At 71.5% G+C, this 17037-nt stretch carries 14 protein-coding genes; 9 read left to right on the top strand and 5 right to left on the bottom strand.

Annotated features, from left to right (window positions below; all coding sequences use genetic code 11):
• Nucleotides 1-63 precede the first annotated feature (63 nt).
• Nucleotides 64-627 (bottom strand): RNA polymerase sigma factor, encoded by a 564-nt coding sequence (locus AB0G08_RS27555; RefSeq protein ID WP_358093039.1) that lies wholly within the window; start codon nt 625-627, stop codon nt 64-66.
• Nucleotides 628-863: 236 nt separating this feature from the next.
• Here AB0G08_RS27555 and dnaE point away from each other — a divergent pair, with 236 nt between their 5' ends.
• Together dnaE and AB0G08_RS27545 are read left to right on the top strand one after the other, a co-directional pair.
• Complete coding sequence (gene dnaE, locus AB0G08_RS27550; protein WP_358093035.1) at nt 864-4394, top strand: DNA polymerase III subunit alpha; 3531 nt, start codon at nt 864-866, stop codon at nt 4392-4394.
• Nucleotides 4395-4561: 167 nt separating this feature from the next.
• Nucleotides 4562-5599 (top strand): aminotransferase class V-fold PLP-dependent enzyme, encoded by a 1038-nt coding sequence (locus AB0G08_RS27545; RefSeq protein ID WP_358093032.1) that lies wholly within the window; start codon nt 4562-4564, stop codon nt 5597-5599.
• Between the two features lie 40 nt (nt 5600-5639).
• Here the strand turns inward: AB0G08_RS27545 and AB0G08_RS27540 are convergent, their stop codons facing one another.
• A complete protein-coding gene (locus AB0G08_RS27540) occupies nt 5640-6500 on the bottom strand; it encodes an SPFH domain-containing protein (RefSeq protein WP_358093029.1) in 861 nt (286 codons plus the stop codon).
• Between the two features lie 309 nt (nt 6501-6809).
• On the opposite strand from AB0G08_RS27540, the gene AB0G08_RS27535 reads away from it, so the two are divergent.
• The 6 genes from AB0G08_RS27535 (at nt 6810) to AB0G08_RS27510 (ending at nt 12157) form a co-directional block, all read left to right on the top strand.
• Entirely contained in the window at nt 6810-7571 is a 762-nt protein-coding gene (locus tag AB0G08_RS27535; protein WP_358093026.1) for an ABC transporter ATP-binding protein, read from the top strand.
• Nucleotides 7558-8250, top strand: a complete 693-nt coding sequence (locus tag AB0G08_RS27530) for an ABC transporter ATP-binding protein (protein ID WP_358093023.1) — start codon at nt 7558-7560, stop codon at nt 8248-8250. The genes AB0G08_RS27535 and AB0G08_RS27530 overlap by 14 nt, the downstream gene beginning before the upstream one ends.
• A 40-nt stretch (nt 8251-8290) precedes the next feature.
• Nucleotides 8291-9550, top strand: a complete 1260-nt coding sequence (locus AB0G08_RS27525; protein WP_358093021.1) for an ABC transporter substrate-binding protein — start codon at nt 8291-8293, stop codon at nt 9548-9550.
• A 7-nt stretch (nt 9551-9557) separates the two neighbouring features.
• Nucleotides 9558-10439 (top strand): branched-chain amino acid ABC transporter permease, encoded by an 882-nt coding sequence (locus AB0G08_RS27520; RefSeq protein ID WP_121395354.1) that lies wholly within the window; start codon nt 9558-9560, stop codon nt 10437-10439.
• Complete coding sequence (locus tag AB0G08_RS27515) at nt 10436-11452, top strand: branched-chain amino acid ABC transporter permease (protein ID WP_358093018.1); 1017 nt, start codon at nt 10436-10438, stop codon at nt 11450-11452. The genes AB0G08_RS27520 and AB0G08_RS27515 overlap by 4 nt, the downstream gene beginning before the upstream one ends.
• A 75-nt stretch (nt 11453-11527) precedes the next feature.
• The gene (locus AB0G08_RS27510) at nt 11528-12157 is read left to right on the top strand and encodes a transcriptional regulator (protein WP_358093015.1); all 630 of its coding nucleotides are present in this window, start codon (nt 11528-11530) and stop codon (nt 12155-12157) included.
• Nucleotides 12158-12204: 47 nt separating this feature from the next.
• Here AB0G08_RS27510 and AB0G08_RS27505 read toward each other — a convergent pair whose 3' ends face one another.
• The 3 genes from AB0G08_RS27505 to AB0G08_RS27495 form a co-directional block, all read right to left on the bottom strand.
• Nucleotides 12205-12837, bottom strand: a complete 633-nt coding sequence (locus tag AB0G08_RS27505) for a DsbA family oxidoreductase (RefSeq protein WP_358093012.1) — start codon at nt 12835-12837, stop codon at nt 12205-12207.
• Between the two features lie 107 nt (nt 12838-12944).
• Nucleotides 12945-13307, bottom strand: a complete 363-nt coding sequence (locus AB0G08_RS27500) for an antibiotic biosynthesis monooxygenase (protein ID WP_358093010.1) — start codon at nt 13305-13307, stop codon at nt 12945-12947.
• 196 nt (nt 13308-13503) lie between these two features.
• Nucleotides 13504-14091, bottom strand: coding sequence for a hypothetical protein (locus AB0G08_RS27495; protein ID WP_358093007.1), 588 nt, complete (start codon nt 14089-14091; stop codon nt 13504-13506).
• Between the two features lie 1217 nt (nt 14092-15308).
• Between AB0G08_RS27495 and AB0G08_RS27490 the strand changes: the two genes are divergently transcribed.
• The gene (locus AB0G08_RS27490; RefSeq protein ID WP_358093004.1) at nt 15309-16877 is read left to right on the top strand and encodes an MFS transporter; all 1569 of its coding nucleotides are present in this window, start codon (nt 15309-15311) and stop codon (nt 16875-16877) included.
• Nucleotides 16878-17037: the final 160 nt, after the last annotated feature.

Genomic DNA, 17037 nt, shown 5'->3' with positions numbered 1-17037 from the left:
GGCCGGCCGCGCCCCGGTGGGTGGCGCGCCCGCCGGCCGGCTCCGGCCCACGGCCCGCCACGGTCACCGCCGTCCCTCGCCGGCGGCGGGTTCCCCGGACAGCCGGTGCCGCAGCTGCCGGCGGGCCTCGTGGATCCGCGACTTGACGGTGCCCTCCGGCAGGCCGAGCAGGCCGGCGATCTCCCGGTAGCCCAGCCCGAGGACGTCGCGCAGGGCCACCGCCTCGGCGAGTTCGGGGCGCAGCGCGTCGAGCGCGTCGAGCAGGTCCAGCCGGGTGCCGGCGACCACGCTCGTGCGGCGCGGGTCCACCGGGTCCGGCAGCGGCACGCCGTCGGCCTCCACCCGCCAGCGCCGGCGCAGCACGCGGTACGTCGAGCGGGCCCGGTTGGCCGTCAGCCGGTACAGCCAGGTGTGGAAGGACGACCGGCCCTCGAACCGGCCGATGCCCCGGGCCAGCGCGAGCAGCGCGTCCTGGCACGCCTCCTCGGCGTCCTCCCGGTGGGGCAGCAGGCGGGCGCAGAGGCGCAGCACCTCCGGGCGGACCGCGACCAGCAGCGCGTCGAGTGCCGCGGGGTCGCCGCGCGCCGCCGATCCGGCCAGATCCTCGACACCGTCCGGGAGGGGCATCAGGTCGTCCAATGCTCGCCGGATACCGTCCGCCCAGGCTACGGCCGGCACCGCCCGACGGGTCGCGACGAGTCCGGGACCCGACTGTCGGAAGCCGTCGCCGGGGCGGTCGCGGAGACCCCGGCCACTCCGGCCCCTCCGCCGGGCGCGGCATCTTCAGGGGCCTCTGGCGGCGGCGATAGGGTAGGCCGTCCGAGCTTCGACCAACCCATGATCAGACCCGGGGGGCGCCACGCATGGGCGATTCGTTCGCGCATCTGCACGTGCACACGGAGTACTCGATGCTCGACGGGGCGGCCCGGCTGAAGGACCTCTTCGCCGAGGTCAAACGGCAGGGCATGCCGGCGGTGGCGATGACCGACCACGGCAACATGCACGGCGCGAACGACTTCTACAAGCAGGCGATGGCCGCCGGCGTCACCCCGATCCTCGGCATCGAGGCTTACGTGGCGCCCGAGTCGCGGTTCCACAAGCAGCGGGTCAAGTGGGGCCGGCCGGAGCAGAAGAGCGACGACGTCTCCGGCAGCGGCGGCTACACCCACATGACCATCTGGGCGAAGAACAAGACCGGCCTGCACAACCTCTTCAAGCTCACCAGCCGGTCGTTCACCGAGGGGTTCTTCGTCAAGTGGCCGCGGATGGACGCGGAGCTGCTCGCCGAGAACTCCGCGGGGTTGATGGCCACCACCGGCTGTCCCTCCGGTGAGGTGCAGACCCGGCTGCGCCTGGGCCAGTACGACGAGGCGCTCAAGGCCGCGGCGCGGTACCAGGAGATCTTCGGCAAGGAGAACTACTTCCTGGAGATCATGGACCACGGCATCAGCATCGAGCGCCGGGTCCGCCAGGAGCTGCACGACATCTCCCGCAAGCTGGACATCCCGCCGGTGGTCACCAACGACTCGCACTACACGCACGAGTCCCAGGCCGAGGCGCACGACGTGCTGCTCTGCGTGCAGACGGCGGCGAACGTCGCCGACCCGAACCGCTTCCGGTTCGACGGCAGCGGCTACTACATCAAGTCCGCCGACGAGATGCGCGCCGTCGACAACTCCGACCTCTGGCTGGAGGGCTGCCGCAACACCCTGCTGGTGGCCGAGAAGGTCGACCCCGCCGGGATGTTCGAGTTCCACAACCTGATGCCGCGCTTCCCCGTGCCGGAGGGGGAGACCGAGGAGTCCTGGTTCCGCAAGGAGACCTTCGCCGGGCTGGCCCGCCGCTACCCCGGCGGCATCCCGGAGGGGCACGTCACGCAGGCCGAGTACGAGCTGGGCGTCATCACCCAGATGGGCTTCCCGTCGTACTTCCTCGTGGTCGCCGACTTCATCCAGTGGGCCAAGAACCAGGGCATCGCGGTGGGCCCCGGCCGTGGCTCGGCCGCCGGCTCGCTCGTGGCGTACGCACTGGGCATCACCGACCTCGACCCCATCCAGCACGGGCTGATCTTCGAGCGCTTCCTCAACCCCGAGCGCGTCTCGATGCCCGATGTCGACATCGACTTCGACGAGCGCCGGCGCGGCGAGGTCATCAAGTACGTCACCGACAAGTGGGGCGAGGACAAGGTCGCCCAGATCGCCACCTTCGGCACCATCAAGGCGAAGGCCGCGATCAAGGACTCGGCCCGGGTGCTCGGCTACCCGTACGCGGTCGGCGACCGGATCACCAAGGCGATGCCCCCGGCCGTGATGGGCAAGGACATCCCCCTGGAGGGCATCTTCGACCCCAAGCACCCCCGCTACGCCGAGGCCGGCGAACTCCGGGGCATGTACGAGGCCGAGTCGGACGTCAAGAAGGTCATCGACACCGCCCGGGGCATCGAGGGGCTGATCCGGCAGACCGGCGTGCACGCCGCCGGCGTCATCATGTCCGCCGAGCCGATCATCGACCACATCCCGCTGATGCGCCGGGACTCCGACGGGGTCATCATCACCCAGTTCGACTACCCGACGTGCGAGTCGCTCGGGCTGTTGAAGATGGACTTCCTCGGCCTGCGCAACCTGACCATCATCGACGACGCGGTGAAGAACATCCAGCTCAACCACGGCAAGGAGCTGGACCTGCTGGCGTTGCCGCTGGACGACAGGCCCGCGTACGAGCTGCTGGCCCGGGGCGACACCCTGGGCGTGTTCCAGCTCGACGGCGGGCCGATGCGCTCGCTGCTGCGGATGATGAAGCCGGACAACTTCGAGGACATCTCCGCCGTCCTCGCCCTGTACCGCCCCGGCCCGATGGGCGTGGACTCGCACACCAACTACGCGCTGCGCAAGAACGGCCTCCAGGAGATCACCCCGATCCACCCGGAGCTGGAGGAGCCGCTGCGGGAGATCCTCGCGCCCACCTACGGCCTGATCGTCTACCAGGAGCAGGTGCAGCGCGCCGCGCAGATCCTCGCCGGCTACACCCTCGGCCAGGCCGACCTGCTGCGCCGGGCGATGGGCAAGAAGAAGAAGGAGATCCTCGACAAGGAGTTCATCCCGTTCCGGGACGGTTGCCGGGAGCGGGGCTACTCGGACGAGGCGATCCAGAAGGTCTGGGACGTGCTGGTCCCGTTCGCCGGGTACGCCTTCAACAAGGCGCACTCGGCGGCGTACGGCCTGGTGTCGTACTGGACCGCGTACCTGAAGGCGCACTACCCGGCCGAGTACATGGCGGCGCTGCTCACCTCCGTCGGCGACGACAAGGACAAGATGGCGCTCTACCTGTCGGAGTGCCGCCGGATGCGCATCCAGGTGCTGCCCCCGGACGTGAACACCTCCGCCGGGCCGTTCACCCCGGTCGGCAAGGAGATCCGGTTCGGCCTCGGCGCGGTGCGCAACGTCGGCGCCAACGTCGTCGCCGCGATCATGCGCTGCCGGGAGGAGAAGGGCGAGTACGCCGACTTCTACGACTTCCTGTCCAAGGTCGACGCGGTGGTCTGCAACAAGAAGACCATCGAATCGCTGATCAAGGCCGGGGCGTTCGACTCGCTCAAGCACTCCCGCAAGGCGCTGCTCACGGTGCACGCGGAGGCGATCGACGCGTACGCGGACGTCAAGCGCAAGGAGGCCGTCGGCCAGTACGACCTCTTCGGTGCCGGCTTCGGCGACGCGGACACCAACAGCACCACCGTGATGCCGGTGATCGGCGACGGGGAGTGGGACAAGCGCGACAAGCTTGCCTTCGAACGCGAGATGCTCGGCCTCTACGTCTCCGACCACCCGCTCTTCGGCCTGGAGCACGTCCTCGGCGCGGCGGCGGACTGCACCATCGCCGCGCTGTCGGAGGAGGGCACCGTCCCGGACGGGGCCGTGGTCACCCTCGCCGGCATCCTCTCCGGGGTGCAGCGGCGGGTCACCAAGCAGGGCCGCGCCTGGGCGTCGGCCACCCTGGAGGACCTCGCCGGCGGGGTGGAGACCCTCTTCTTCCCCAACACCTACGAGGTGATCGGGCAGTACATCGCCGAGGACGCCATCGTGGTGGTCAAGGGGCGGGTGGACCGACGCGACGACACCCCCCGGATCATGGCGATGGACATGTCCATGCCGGACGTCAGCAGCACCCCCGGGAGCAAGCCGATCACCCTGACCATCCCGGTGCACCGGTGCACCCCACCGCTGGTGGAGCGGCTCAAGGAGACCCTGGTGCTGCACCCGGGCGACACCGAGGTGCACGTCAAGCTGCTCAACGGCGGCCGGACCACCACCCTGCGGCTGGGCCCGTTCCGGGTGGCGGCCACCACCGCGCTGATGGGCGACCTGAAGAGCGTCCTCGGCCCCGCCAACGTCAGCTGACGCCGCGGCCCCGCGGCGTCAGCTCACGCTGCGGTGCCGCGCCTGCGGACGCTGCCGATCCGCGGACCCGCCAGCCGGACGGTCGGGCGGCGGGCTGGACCACCGCCGAGGCCGCGAGCGCGGGATTGGCCGTCCCGGTTCGCGGCGCGGGTGGCTAGCGTCGGGGCGTGGAGATCGCACAGGCGCAGAAGTTGTGGCAGCCGCAGCCGGGTTGGCTGAACACCGCCAGCTACGGGCTCCCGCCCGATCCGGCGTGGGACGCGGTGCAGGAGGCGCTGGCCGACTGGCGGGCCGGGCGCACCTCGTGGGAGGGCTGGGGCCGAGCCACCGAGCGGTCGCGGGTGGCCTTCGCCGGTCTGGTGGGGGTGCCGGCCGCCGACGTCGCGGTCGGCAGCACGGTCTCCCAGTTGCTGGCCCCGGTCGCCGCCGCCCTGCCCGCCGGCGCGACGGTCGTGGTGCCGGAGGTCGAGTTCACCTCCAACCTCTTCCCGTGGCTGGTGCAGGCCGAGCGGGGCGTCCGGGTGCGCACCGTGCCGCTGGCCGGGCTCGTCGACGCGATCGACGCCGACACCGACCTGGTCGCGTTCAGCCTGGTGCAGTCGGCCGACGGCGCGGTCGCCGCGTACGCCGACGTGGTCGCGGCGGCCCGGGCGCACGGCGCGCTGGTCGCGGTCGACGCCACCCAGGCGTGCGGCTGGCTGCCGTTCGACGGGAGCCTCGCCGACGTGGTCGCGGTCGGGGCGTACAAGTGGCTGATGGCGCCCCGTGGCTCCGCGTTCGCCTACCTCGCGCCCGCGCTGCGCGAGCGGCTGCGCCCCGACGCCGCCGGCTGGTACGCGGGGGACGACCCGCACGCCTCCTACTACGGCCCGCCGCTGCGCCTGGCCGCCGACGCCCGCCGGTTCGACATCTCGCCGGCCTGGTTCAGCTGGGTCGGCACGGCCCCCGCCCTGGAACTGGTCGCCGAGATCGGCGTGCCGGCCGTGTACGCGCACGACGTCGCCCTGGCCAACCGGTTCCTCGCCGGGCTGGGCCAACCGGCGGGGGAGAGCGCGATCGTCACGGTGGAGGTGCCCGGCGCGGCGGAGCGGCTGGAGCGCGCCGGGGTCCGGGCGGCGGTGCGCGCCGGCCGGGTGCGGGCGTCCTTCCACGTCTACTCCACGGAGGACGACGTCGACCTCGCCCTGGACGCGCTCACCGGCTGAACCGGGGCGCGTCCGGGGCGGGGTCAGCGCCGGTCGGCCGTCACTTGGTGCCGGTGATGATCCCGGGGTTGATGCAGAGCCCGGGGTTGCTGCCGTTGCGCTCGGCGATCTCCAGGCACCGCGACACCTTGTCGACCTTCGCGTTCGTCTCGGTGATCTGCTTCTGGATGGCGGCGTTCTTCCGGTCCTGCTCCAGGTTGCGGGTCTGGGCGAGCTTGTCCTGGAACGCCTTGATGTTGCCCTCGGTCTTGTCGTCGTGGTTGACCCGGGTGATCGTCACCGACAGGATGTCGACGTCGCTGGAGAGCCGCGTCTCCGCGCTGGTCTTGATGCTCTCGGCGAAGGGCTTCAGGTCCACGTTCAGGCTGCCGGTGTTCGAGTCGATCTTCTCCAGCGGGTTGTACGTGGCGAAGGCGTCGTTGACGGCGCTGTCGAGCTGGACGCCCACCCGCTGGCCCCGGAAGCTGTCGAAGTCGCCCTTGTAGTCCATGAACTGCTTCGGCGCGTTCTCGGGCTTGACCTGCCACTCGACGAGCACCTCGACGCAGGCGTCGGCGAGCGTGCCGGTGCGGACCCGCACGCAGTGCTCGCCGCCGATGTGGTCGTACTTCTGCCGGCCGGCGTCCCACTCGCCGACCTTCTGCCACGGGGCGACCCACTTCAGGCCGGAGCCGGTGACCTTGCCCGTCGGCTTGCCGAAGCTGGTGACGATGCCGACCGAGCGGATCGGCACGGAGTGGGCGCTGGAGCCGACGGTGAACACGACCGCGCCGACGAGGCAGGCGAGCGCCGCCAGGGTGGCGGTCCGCTTCGTCGACGTGGTCGAGGCGGCGAGCACGAGCAGGCCGGAGATCGCCAGGCCGACGGCGAAGATGATCGCAACAGTGAAGCCGAAGGGCATTTCGCTCGGCACCTTTCGCGGGAGGGGGCCATCACCCTAGGGGCACCGGTCAAGGCGGAGCGCAGGTGGGGCGCGCCCGTGGGGCGCCCACATGGCCGTGGTACGGGGCGATCCACCAGTCATCGTTGTCGATGGCAAAGGGCGGGGTGGTCGGGCGGCGAGTGGAGTTCCTGCACCCTCGGGCGCCCCGGAATGTGGTGGCCATCGACATAGTTCGACATTCGGCGCGGCCGTAGGTTTCCAGCACGCGACGGCCATGTGACCGCGGTCACCGATCCGGCCGTCGCCGGACCTACGAAGGAGTAGGCGATGGCCGGGCAAGCGCTCCTGTCGGCTCGTGGGCTGACCCGTGACTTCCGGGGTTTCCGGGCGGTCGACGGGGTCGACCTCGACATCGCGCCGGACACCGTCCACGCGTTGGTCGGCCCGAACGGCGCGGGGAAGACCACCCTGTTCAACCTGCTCACCGGGTTCCTGCGGCCCAGCGGCGGGCGGATCGAGCTGGCCGGCCGCGACGTCACCGGGCTGCCCCCGGAGCGGGTGGCCCGGCTCGGCGTGGCCCGGTCGTTCCAGATCACCAGCCTCTTCCCGCAGCTCTGCGCGCGGGAGCACGTCGAGCTGGCGTTGCAGAGCCCGAGCGGGCTGGGCTGGCGGTTCTGGCGCTCGGCGAAGCTGATGCGCCGCTACACCGACCGGGCCGGCGAACTGCTCGACATGGTCGGGCTGGCCGAACTCGCCGAGGCCCCCGCCGAGGCGCTGGCGTACGGGCGCAAGCGGGCGCTGGAGCTGGCCATCGCCCTCGCCCTGGACCCGAAGGTGCTGCTGCTCGACGAGCCGACCGCCGGGATGGGCCTGGAGGACGTCGACCGCACCGTCGAGCTGGTCTCGCGCGTGCGGCAGGGCCGGACCGTGGTGATGGTCGAGCACAACATGAGCGTCGTCGGGCGGCTCGCCGACACCGTCACCGTCCTACAGGCCGGCAAGGTCCTCGTCGAGGGCCCGTACGAGCAGGTGCGCGCCGACGAGCGCGTGATCACCGCCTACCTGGGAGCCGCTGATGCTGCGCATTGAGAACCTCTCCGCCTGGTACGGCGAGGCGCAGGTGCTGCGGGAGGTCAGCCTGGACGTCTCCGCGGGCGAGGTGGTCACCCTCGTCGGGCGCAACGGCGCCGGCAAGTCCACCCTGCTGCGCTGCGTGATGGGCCTGCACGCCGGCCAGCGCGGCACGGTGGAGCTGGCCGGGCGGGACGTCGGGAGGCTGCCCGCGTACCGGCGGGCGCGGCTGGGGCTCGGCTGGGTCCCCGACGACCGGGGCAGCTACGCCACGCTGAGCGTGACGGAGAACCTCACCCTGCCGCCGACCGTCGGCCCCGACCCGTGGTCGCTGGAGCGCGTGTATGAGGCGTTCCCCGCCCTGTACCAGCGGCGCGACTCGGCGGCCACCATGCTCTCCGGCGGCGAGCAGCAGATGCTCGCGCTGGCCCGGGTGCTGCGGATGGGCGCCCGGCTGCTGCTCTGCGACGAACCGACCGAAGGGCTCTCGCCGCTGCTCGTGCAGCAGGTCGGCGACCTCCTGCGCGAGGCCAAGCGGCACGGGGTGACCGTGCTGCTGGTCGAACAGAACCTGCACTTCGCCACCGGCGTCGCCGACCGGCACTACCTGCTGGCCGAGGGACGCGTCGTGGAGGCGATGGACAACTCCGAGGTGCGCTCCCGGGAGCGGGAGCTGCTGTCGTACCTCGGCATCTGAATTCCGATTCGACGACCCGCGCGGCGCGCGGGGTGGAGGGATGGGCATGCGTAGGACGGTGGGTGTGGCCGCCGCTTCGGCGGCGGCGATGGTGCTGGTCGCGGGCTGCGGCGGGGGTGGTCCCCAGGCGGGCGGGGACCAGAAGCTGACCGGCGACAAGATCGTGCTGGGCGTGCTGAACGACCAGTCCGGCGCGTACTCCGAACTCTCGGGCAAGAACTCGGTCAAGGCCGTGGAGATGGCCATCGCCGACTTCAAGGCCAAGCACGGCGACAAGGCGGTGACGAAGGACATCACCGTGGAGACCGCCGACCACCAGAACAAGCCCGACATCGCCAACACCAAGGCCCAGGAGATGTACGACCGCCAGGGCGTCGACCTCATCCTCGACGTGCCCACCTCGTCGGCGGCGCTGCGGGTGGCCGACGTGGCGAAGGAGAAAAAGAAGCTCTACTTCAACATCGGCGCCGCGACCACCGACCTGACCGGCAAGAGCTGCAACAAGTACACGTTCCACTACGCGTACGACACCTACATGCTGGCCAACGGCACCGGGAAGACCACCACGGAGCAGGTCGGGAAGAACTGGTACATCCTCTACCCGAACTACGCCTTCGGCCAGGACATGGAGAAGAGCTTCTCCACCGCCATCACCGCCGCCGGCGGACAGGTCGTCGGCAAGGACGGGGCGCCCTTCCCGAACACCAGCGGCGACTTCTCCACCTTCCTGCTCAAGGCGCCGACGCTCAACCCGAAGCCGCAGGTGCTCGGCACCATGCAGGCCGGCGCGGAACTGGTCAACGTGGTCAAGCAGTACAACGAGTTCAAGCTCCGGGAGAAGGGCGTCGGGCTCGCCGTGGGCCTGATGTTCATCACCGACATCCACTCGCTGACCCCGGCCGCGCTCGCCGGCACCACGTACACCGACGCCTGGTACTGGAACTTCGACCAGCAGAACCGCGAGTTCGCCGACCGGTTCCAGTCCGAGACCGGCACCCGGCCGTCCTTCGCCCACGCGGCCAACTACTCCGCCGCCATCCAGTACCTGGAGGCCGCGCAGGCCGCTGGCACTGACGACGCCGACACGGTGGTCAAGGAACTGGAGGGCAAGGAGGTCAACGACGTCTTCCTGCGCAACGGCAAGATCCGCGCCGAGGACCACCGGGTGATCCACGACGTGTACCTGGCCCAGGTGAAGCCCCAGTCCGAGGTCTCCGAGCCGTGGGACTACGTCAAGGTCCTCAAGACGATCCCCGCCGCCGAGGCGTTCCGCGCCCCGTCGGCGGACTGCAAGATGTGACCAGGGCATGACCGGCTTCTTGCAGAACACGTTCAACGGGCTGGTGAGCGGGGCGTTCTACGCCCTGCTCGCCCTCGGGCTCGCGGTCATCTTCGGCATGCTGCGGGTGGTCAACTTCGCCCACGGGGCGTTCTACATGCTGGGCGCCTTCGGCGCGTACGTGCTGCTCACCGAGGCCGGCGTGCCGTTCTGGGCGGCGTTGGTGATCATGCCGGTGGGGCTGGCCCTGGTCGGCATGGCACTGGAGCGGGCCTTCATCCACCGGCTCACCCGGCTCGACCCGCTCTACAACTTCCTGCTCACCTTCGGCCTGACGCTCATCCTCCAGGACCTGGTGAAGCTCCGCTACGGCGTGCAGTCCAGCCCCTACGAGACCCCGTCCGCGCTGAGCGGGTCGGTCGACTTCGGGCTCTTCGACTTCCCCACCTACCGGGTCTTCATCCTCGGCTTCGCGGTCGCCGTCTGCGTCGGCGTCTGGTGGGTGCTCACCCGCACCCGGATCGGCATGGTGGTCCGGGCGTCGACCGAGCGCCCCGAGCTGACCCGGGCGTTCGGCATCGACGTCGGACGCTGGGTCACCCCGGTCTTCGGCTTCGGCATCGGCCTCGCCGGGCTCGCCGGGGTGCTGGCCGCGCCGATGCGGGCCGTGAACCCGCTGATGGGCGCCGACCTGATCATCGTGGTCTTCGCGGTGGTGGTGATCGGCGGGCTGGGCTCGATCTTCGGTTCCGTCGCCGCCGGCTTCGGCATCGGCCTCGTGCAGGCGTGGGGCGAGGCGTACCTGTCCGACTTCCCGATCGTGTCGCAGACGATCGTCTTCATCGTGATGGCCGTCGTGCTGCTCTGGCGCCCGGCCGGGCTGTTCGGCCGTGAGGAGGCACCGGCATGACGAGCACCGTCGACACCGCGACCGACGCCGGTCGCCCGGCGCCGAGATCCGGGCTGGTCGCCGTGACCCGGGCCCCCGCCTGGGTCCGGTACGCGCTGCTCGCCGTCGGGCTGCTGGTGGCGTTCTGGCTGCCCAACGGGCTCTACCCGGCGGTGGCGGTGGACATCCTCTGCTGGGCGCTCTTCGCCGTCGCCGTGGACCTGCTGCTCGGCTTCACCGGGCTGATGTCCTTCGGGCACGCCGCGTTCTGGGGCGCCTCCGCGTACGTCACCGGGTTGACGGCCATCCACCTCGGCCTGCCGTTCCCGGCGGCCGTGCTGGCCGGGGCGCTCGCGGCGGCCGCGCTCGCGGTGCCGATCGGCTACCTGGCGGTGAAGCGGACGGGCATCTACTTCGCCATGGTCACCCTGGCGTTCGCGCAGATGGTCTACTACGTGGCCAACGAGTGGCGCTCGGTCACCCGAGGCGAGAACGGCCTGCAGGGCGTGCCCCGCGAGCTGTTCGGGCTGGACCTGACCGACGACTACTACTTCTACTACGCGATCCTGCCGATCGTGCTGCTCGGGCTGGCCGCCGCCTGGCGGATCGTGCACTCGCCCTTCGGGCGGGTGCTGGTCGGCATCCGCGACAACCCGGCCCGCGCCCGCGCGCTCGGCTACCCGGTGCACCGTTACAAGCTGACCGCGTTCGTGCTGTCGGGCTTCATCGCCGGGCTCGGCGGCGGGCTGTTCGCCGTCGGCCACCGCTTCGTCTCCCTCGACGTGCTGCACTGGACCACCTCCGGCAAGGCGGTCATCGTGGTGGTGCTCGGCGGCATCGGCACGCTCTGGGGCGGGGTGCTCGGCGCGGGCATCCTGGTCCGCCTGGAGGACTGGCTGTCGTTCTCCGGGTTCGAGGCGATCGGCCTGGTCACCGGCGGCATCTTCGTCCTCGTCGTGCTCGTGTTCCGGCGTGGCATCTGGGGCAGCGCCGCGGCCCTGGCGACGCGCTGGGCGGCGGCCCGCCGCCGGTAGTCGCGCCCGGGCGCATCCAGCCGCGGCCCTCCCGACGTACCCCGGGTAGTGAACGTCTACCCGGGGGTACGTCTGGTGCTGACAGATCCCATGCCGGTCGAGGCCGTCGAGACCGCGCGCAAGCAGCTCTCGCTGGCCGCCGAGGACCTCGACGCCAACCGGGTCGCCGCGCTCGTCGTCGAGGTGGCCGACGAGTGGGGCGCGGCGGCGCTGTGGGAGCAGGTCTGCGTGCCGATGCTGGCCGCGCTGCCCGGGCACACCGCCATCGAGGTCGCCGTCGAGCACGCCCTCGCCGAGGGCCTCCGCGTCGGCCTGGACGTGTTCCGGCGCGTACCGGGCCGTCCGCTGCCCACCGGCGGCGTGCTGCTGGCCGGGGCCGAGCAGGAGACGCACTGTCTCGGCCTGCACGCGCTGGCCGCCGCGCTGCGTGAGCGGTCCCGGGGCAGCCTGCTGCTCGGGCCGGCGCTGCCGTGGACGGCGCTCGCCAGCGCCGCCCGTCGGGTGCGCCCGCGCATCGTCGTGCTCTGGGCCCAGACGCCGGTCACCGGGCGCGCGTACCGCCTGGTGCGCTTCGCCCGTGACTTCCCGGCGATCCGGGTGTACGGGGCCGGCCCGGGCTGGATCGAGCCGCTCGGTGCACCGGCGACCCGGCTGTCCACGCTGCCCGCCGCCGTCGCCGCCTGCGCCGCGCCGCTGTCGTCCTGACCGCCGCCACGCCGGCCCGCCCGCCGCCGCGCCGGCCCAGCCCCGGCCTATGCCGCGTGGACGGCCAGCCGGTCGCTGATCAGGCGGCCGAGTCGGTCGGGGGCCTGGACCGCGGAGATCGGGGGCCGACCGTCGATCACCAGCGAGGGTACGCCGGTGACGCCGCACTCCACGGCGCGGCGCTCGTCGGCGCGGACACGGTCCGCGTAGGCGTCACCGGCCAGCAGGGCGCGTACGTCGGTGGCGGCCAGCCCGGTCTCGACGCCCAACCGCTCCAGGGTGTCCGGGGCGGCGATGTTGAGCCCGTCGGTGTGGTAGGCGCGCAGCAGGCGTTCCATCATGTCGTCGGCGACGCCGCGATCGGCGGCCAGGTGACACAGCCGGTGGGCGTCGAACGTGTTCACCGGTCGCGCGAGGTCCAGGTTGAGGTCCAGGCCCTCGGCCGCGCCGAGGGTGCGGATGCGGGCGATCCGGGCGGGAGCCGCGTCCGCCCACCAGCCCACCATGGCCTCGGCGGCTGTCTGGCCGGGGGTCCTGCTCTCCTGCGGGGCGAGCTCGTAGCTGCGCCAGACGACCCGGATCCGGTGACGATCGGGGACCTGGCCCAGCGCGGCGGCGAGACGCCTCTTGCCGATGTAGCACCAGGGGCACAGCACGTCCGCGTACATCTCGATTTGCATGAGTTCCTCCGCGTGCGGCGCGACCTGCGGTCGCTGCCGGTTCGGGCGAGTCGGATCCGGTTCCTGCGCGCCGGGACCGATCGGGTGGGCCGTCGGCGGCCGGGTGGTCAGGCGTCGGTCTTCCGCGGGCCGGGCCCGATCTCGCGGACGACCGTGTAGGTGGGGATGCCGCTCATCCGGGGTTCGGCCCTGCCGGACAGGCCGTCCAGCGCCTCGGCGATGGCTGCCGCCCGGCCCTCGGCGTCGGAGGTCGCCACGAAGTTGTCGTAGTCCGCCCTGCTCGCCCAGCGCACGATGTTGTAGACGCGGGTTCCGTCGGTGCTGACGTGGAACCGGGCCGACCGGTAGCCGGGATAGAAGCGGACCCATCGCTCCTGGATATCCGCGAAGGCCGCCACCAGTTCCCGCTGTGTGTCGGGCCCGTCGACCGTGTAGTCGATGATCGAGTAGAAGCTGGTGTCAGCGCTCATGCGTTGTGCTCCCGTGTCGGACGTGTCAGCGGCCGTGGATCCCGACTGAGATCCTCGAACCTCATCCGAACTTGAAGTCAAGCCCTTTCGCGGAATGGTGATCGGTGGATGTGCCGCTGGCCGGCACCCCGGGTTCGGGTGCCGGCCAGCGATCCCCCTTGTGGTGGAAAGTCTGTGGGAGTCGTGTCGGGGTGTGTCAGTTGTTCCAGTGCTCGGCGACGAGGTCGGCGGCCTGCTGCTCCCACTGGGCGTAGTGGTCGGGGTACGCCGAGACCTGCACGGTCTGGGCGGCCTCGGTCAGCGGCATGTCCTGCCACCCGTCGACCTGCTTCAGCGCCTTGAGGAACGCGGTCGTGGAGTACTCGGGGTCGGTGATCTGCTCGACCGTGCCCCAACCCGAGGTCGGGCGCTGCTGGAACAGGCCCTGCGAGTCGTGGTCGTTGCGCTCACCCAGGTGACCCAGGTTCTCCAACTTCGACTCCTGCAACGCGGTGGCGATGGAGACGACGGCGGCGCGCTCGTCCATGCCGGCCTTCTTCGTCGCGGCGATGATCGCCTTGACGTTGCCGACCTGCTCGTCGGAGAGCTCGATACGCGACTGCGCACCCTGCACACCATGCGGCACGAGCTTGCCCATGTCCGGCTTGTCGGCCTGCACCGCCACGGCCACCGGCATCGACTCCACCGACGGGGTTGCGTGGGCGGTCGCGGGACCGGCGAACACACCACCGGCAAACGCCAGACCGGCGATACCAAGAACGCTGTTACGAATGAACGTGTTCATCACAGATGCTCCATTCGGGGGTCGGCACCCACACCGAAGGGGGAATCCGGCTGTGTGGGCGCAAGCACCGTCTGGCGCTATGAACTCAAGGGGAGTTCTCCGGCGTCTCGCCGAAGGAAAGATCAGGTCGGCCGTGTCGGCCGGGGGATCAGATCGGCCGTGTCGGCCGGGGGGATCCGGGCTGTTCGCGGGGCGGGGGGTGCCCTCACGTCGGCCGGACCATGTGTAACGACCGGCGGCCCGCCATCATTCCGGGGCCCCACCATCCGTGGGGCGGCGTGTCTTGCTCGGTCGTACGCAGGGTGTAACGACCCCGCCCCGGCCACGATTCCGCCCCCACGATGCCCCCGGTCACACCCCGAAACCGGACACCGGCCCCGATCTGGGACCCGATGGCGCCCGCCCGCCGACGCGGCACCCGACACCCATAACGCAACCGGACATCGTTCGCATCCGGCCCGTGGCGCGACCGGTCGGGATCTCGGTGCGGGACGGCCCGTGGCGGGGCGGTTTCGTAGCGGGAGCCACCGGTGCCGCCGGGCGGCATTCATGATCGGTTGACGCTCCGCCGGGCTCCGCGCTGCCCTCAGCCCGGGCCGACATCAACGGATCATGGGACACCGACCGTGAATCAACCGACTGTGATCAGGGCGCCATGTACCCCACAACGGCCGGGAAACGTCCACGCCGCCCTGATCACCGGACGCTACGCGGGCAGGGTGGCGGCGCTACGAGTGCAGGCGGGGCAAGCGGCGGCGCTACGAGTGCAGGCAGGCAGGGCTAGGGGTGCATGGCAGGCACGGCCTGGGATGGAGAGTGAGCCGAGGACGGTGAGCGGGCACCGACGGGGTGTGGCCCGCCGTGCCCGGGCAGGGATCAAGCCTGACCGCCCGGAGCCGGGTACGGCGGGCCGCACCCCCACCACGACGGACCCGCAACCGACACGACGTCCGGAACCGCCCGACACCCCGAAACCGCCCCGACACCCCGAAACCACTCAACGCCACGAAGCCGCCCAACGCCCGCAGCCGCCCGACACCCCGCAGCCGCCCGACACCCCGCACCGCCCAACCCCCGAGACGGCGAGCGGGCGCGTCCGAGTGACCGCCGACACATAAGATACGAACCGGTTCCGTATCGATAATCGACCGCCTACGCTGACACCCTGAATTACGAGTCTGACCCGTATCGGAACGGGGCCGGGGGAGAACACGACGATGCCATCGCACGAGAACACGGGACACCCGAGGAGGTGGGCGATCCTCGGGGTGCTGGTGATCAGCCTCCTCGTGGTCGTCCTGGACAACACGATCCTCAACGTCGCGCTGCGCACGCTCGCCGACCCGGTGCAGGGCCTCGGGGCCAGCCAGGGTGAGCTGGAGTGGTCGATCAACTCCTACACGCTGGTCTTCGCCGGCCTGCTGTTCACCTTCGGCGTCCTCGGCGACCGGGCCGGGCGCAAGCGTTTCCTGCTGATCGGCCTGGTGCTCTTCGGGCTGGCGTCGCTGCTGTCGGCGTACGCGCAGAGCCCCGCGCAGCTCGTCGCGGCCCGCGCGCTGATGGGCGTCGGCGGCGCGGCCATCATGCCGGTGACGCTCTCGATCATCTCCAACGTCTTCGACCCCCGCGAGCGGGGCCGGGCGATCGGCGTCTGGGCCAGCGCGGTCGGCCTGGCCGTGGCCATCGGCCCGATCCTCGGCGGCGCGCTGCTGGAGCACTACTGGTGGGGCTCGGTCTTCCTGATCAACGTGCCGGTGGTGGCGCTGGGCGTGGTGCTGGTGGCGGTACTCGTGCCGGAGTCGCGGGACCCGGAGCCGGGTCGCGTCGACGTCGTCGGCGTGCTGCTGTCGGTGGTCGGGCTCGTCGCGTTGACGTACGGCATCATCGACGGCGGCGAGCACGGCTTCGGCCGTCCGCTGGTCTGGGCCGCGATCCTCGGCGGCCTGGCGGTGCTGGCCTGGTTCGTCGCGTACGAGCGGCGCAGCGACCACCCGTCGCTGGACGTGCGGCTGTTCCGGGTGCCCCGCTTCGCCGCCCCGGTGGCCATCGTCGGGCTGGTCTTCTTCGCCGCGATGGGCGTGATGTTCTTCAGCTCGTTCTACCTGCAACTGGTGCGCGGCTTCAGCCCCCTGGAGACCGGCCTGCTCTACCTGCCCTTCGCCGCGGCCCAGCTCGTCTTCGCCCCGAGCAGCGCATCGATGGTCCGCCGGTACGGCGGCAGGGCGGTCGCGACGGTCGGGCTGGCGCTGACCGTGGTCGCGCTCGGCGCGTTCGCCTTCGTCGACGCGACCACCCCGATCTGGGTGGTGCTGGTCGTCTTCTTCCTCCAGGGCACCGGGATGGCCAACATCATGCCCCCGGCCACGGAGTCCATCATGTCGGCGCTGCCCCGGGAGAAGGCCGGCGTCGGCTCGGCGGTCAGCAACACGGTCCGGCAGGTGGCCGGCGCGCTCGGGGTGGCGGTGCTCGGGTCGGTGCTCTCCGCCGTCTACCGCGCCGACGTCGACGCCGCCCTGCGGGACCTGCCCGCCGGGGCGCGCGAGGTGGCCGGCGAGTCCATCTCCGGCGCGTACGCCGCGGCGGGTCAGCTCGGGCCGGCGGCGCCGCGGCTGATCGCGGTCGCCGACGACGCCTTCCTGGCGGCGATGCACTGGGCGGCGGGCCTCGCCGCCGCGATCGCCGCGCTCGGCGTCCTCGTGGTGCTGCGCTGGATGCCCGGCCGCCCCGCCGCCCCGGCGCGGGAGCCGGCGCCGGCGGGGGAACCCGAGTTGGCCGGGACCGCCTAGCTTCGGGAACAATGTCCGACATGACTTCCACCGCCGACGCTCCTCGGCCGCCCGGGCGGCCGGGGTGCGTCCGCGCCGACGAGGGGAAAGGAGAGGGCACCCACGACCAGCGCGCCGCCCGCACCACGCAAGAGGCGATAAACATCGAGGGGGTCGCCCC

The sequence above is a fragment of the Micromonospora sp. NPDC023644 genome (assembly GCF_040640115.1).
GTDB lineage: Bacteria > Actinomycetota > Actinomycetes > Mycobacteriales > Micromonosporaceae > Micromonospora.
Note: the sequence above shows the minus strand (reverse complement) of the source record. Positions and strands in the feature narration are given on the sequence as shown.

Bases quoted from the DNA above. Each gene is read 5' to 3' on its own strand.
- AB0G08_RS27535 (WP_358093026.1), top strand. From the start codon at position 6,810: ATGGCCGGGCAAGCGCTCCTGTCGGCTCGTGGGCTGACCCGTGACTTC.
- AB0G08_RS27505 (WP_358093012.1), bottom strand. From the start codon at position 12,837: ATGCAAATCGAGATGTACGCGGACGTGCTGTGCCCCTGGTGCTACATC.
- AB0G08_RS27500 (WP_358093010.1), bottom strand. From the start codon at position 13,307: ATGAGCGCTGACACCAGCTTCTACTCGATCATCGACTACACGGTCGAC.
- AB0G08_RS27515 (WP_358093018.1), top strand. From the start codon at position 10,436: ATGACGAGCACCGTCGACACCGCGACCGACGCCGGTCGCCCGGCGCCG.
- AB0G08_RS27520 (WP_121395354.1), top strand. From the start codon at position 9,558: ATGACCGGCTTCTTGCAGAACACGTTCAACGGGCTGGTGAGCGGGGCG.
- dnaE (WP_358093035.1), top strand. From the start codon at position 864: ATGGGCGATTCGTTCGCGCATCTGCACGTGCACACGGAGTACTCGATG.
- AB0G08_RS27555 (WP_358093039.1), bottom strand. From the start codon at position 627: ATGCCCCTCCCGGACGGTGTCGAGGATCTGGCCGGATCGGCGGCGCGC.
- AB0G08_RS27530 (WP_358093023.1), top strand. From the start codon at position 7,558: ATGCTGCGCATTGAGAACCTCTCCGCCTGGTACGGCGAGGCGCAGGTG.
- AB0G08_RS27525 (WP_358093021.1), top strand. From the start codon at position 8,291: ATGGGCATGCGTAGGACGGTGGGTGTGGCCGCCGCTTCGGCGGCGGCG.
- AB0G08_RS27495 (WP_358093007.1), bottom strand. From the start codon at position 14,091: ATGAACACGTTCATTCGTAACAGCGTTCTTGGTATCGCCGGTCTGGCG.
- AB0G08_RS27490 (WP_358093004.1), top strand. From the start codon at position 15,309: ATGCCATCGCACGAGAACACGGGACACCCGAGGAGGTGGGCGATCCTC.
- AB0G08_RS27540 (WP_358093029.1), bottom strand. From the start codon at position 6,500: ATGCCCTTCGGCTTCACTGTTGCGATCATCTTCGCCGTCGGCCTGGCG.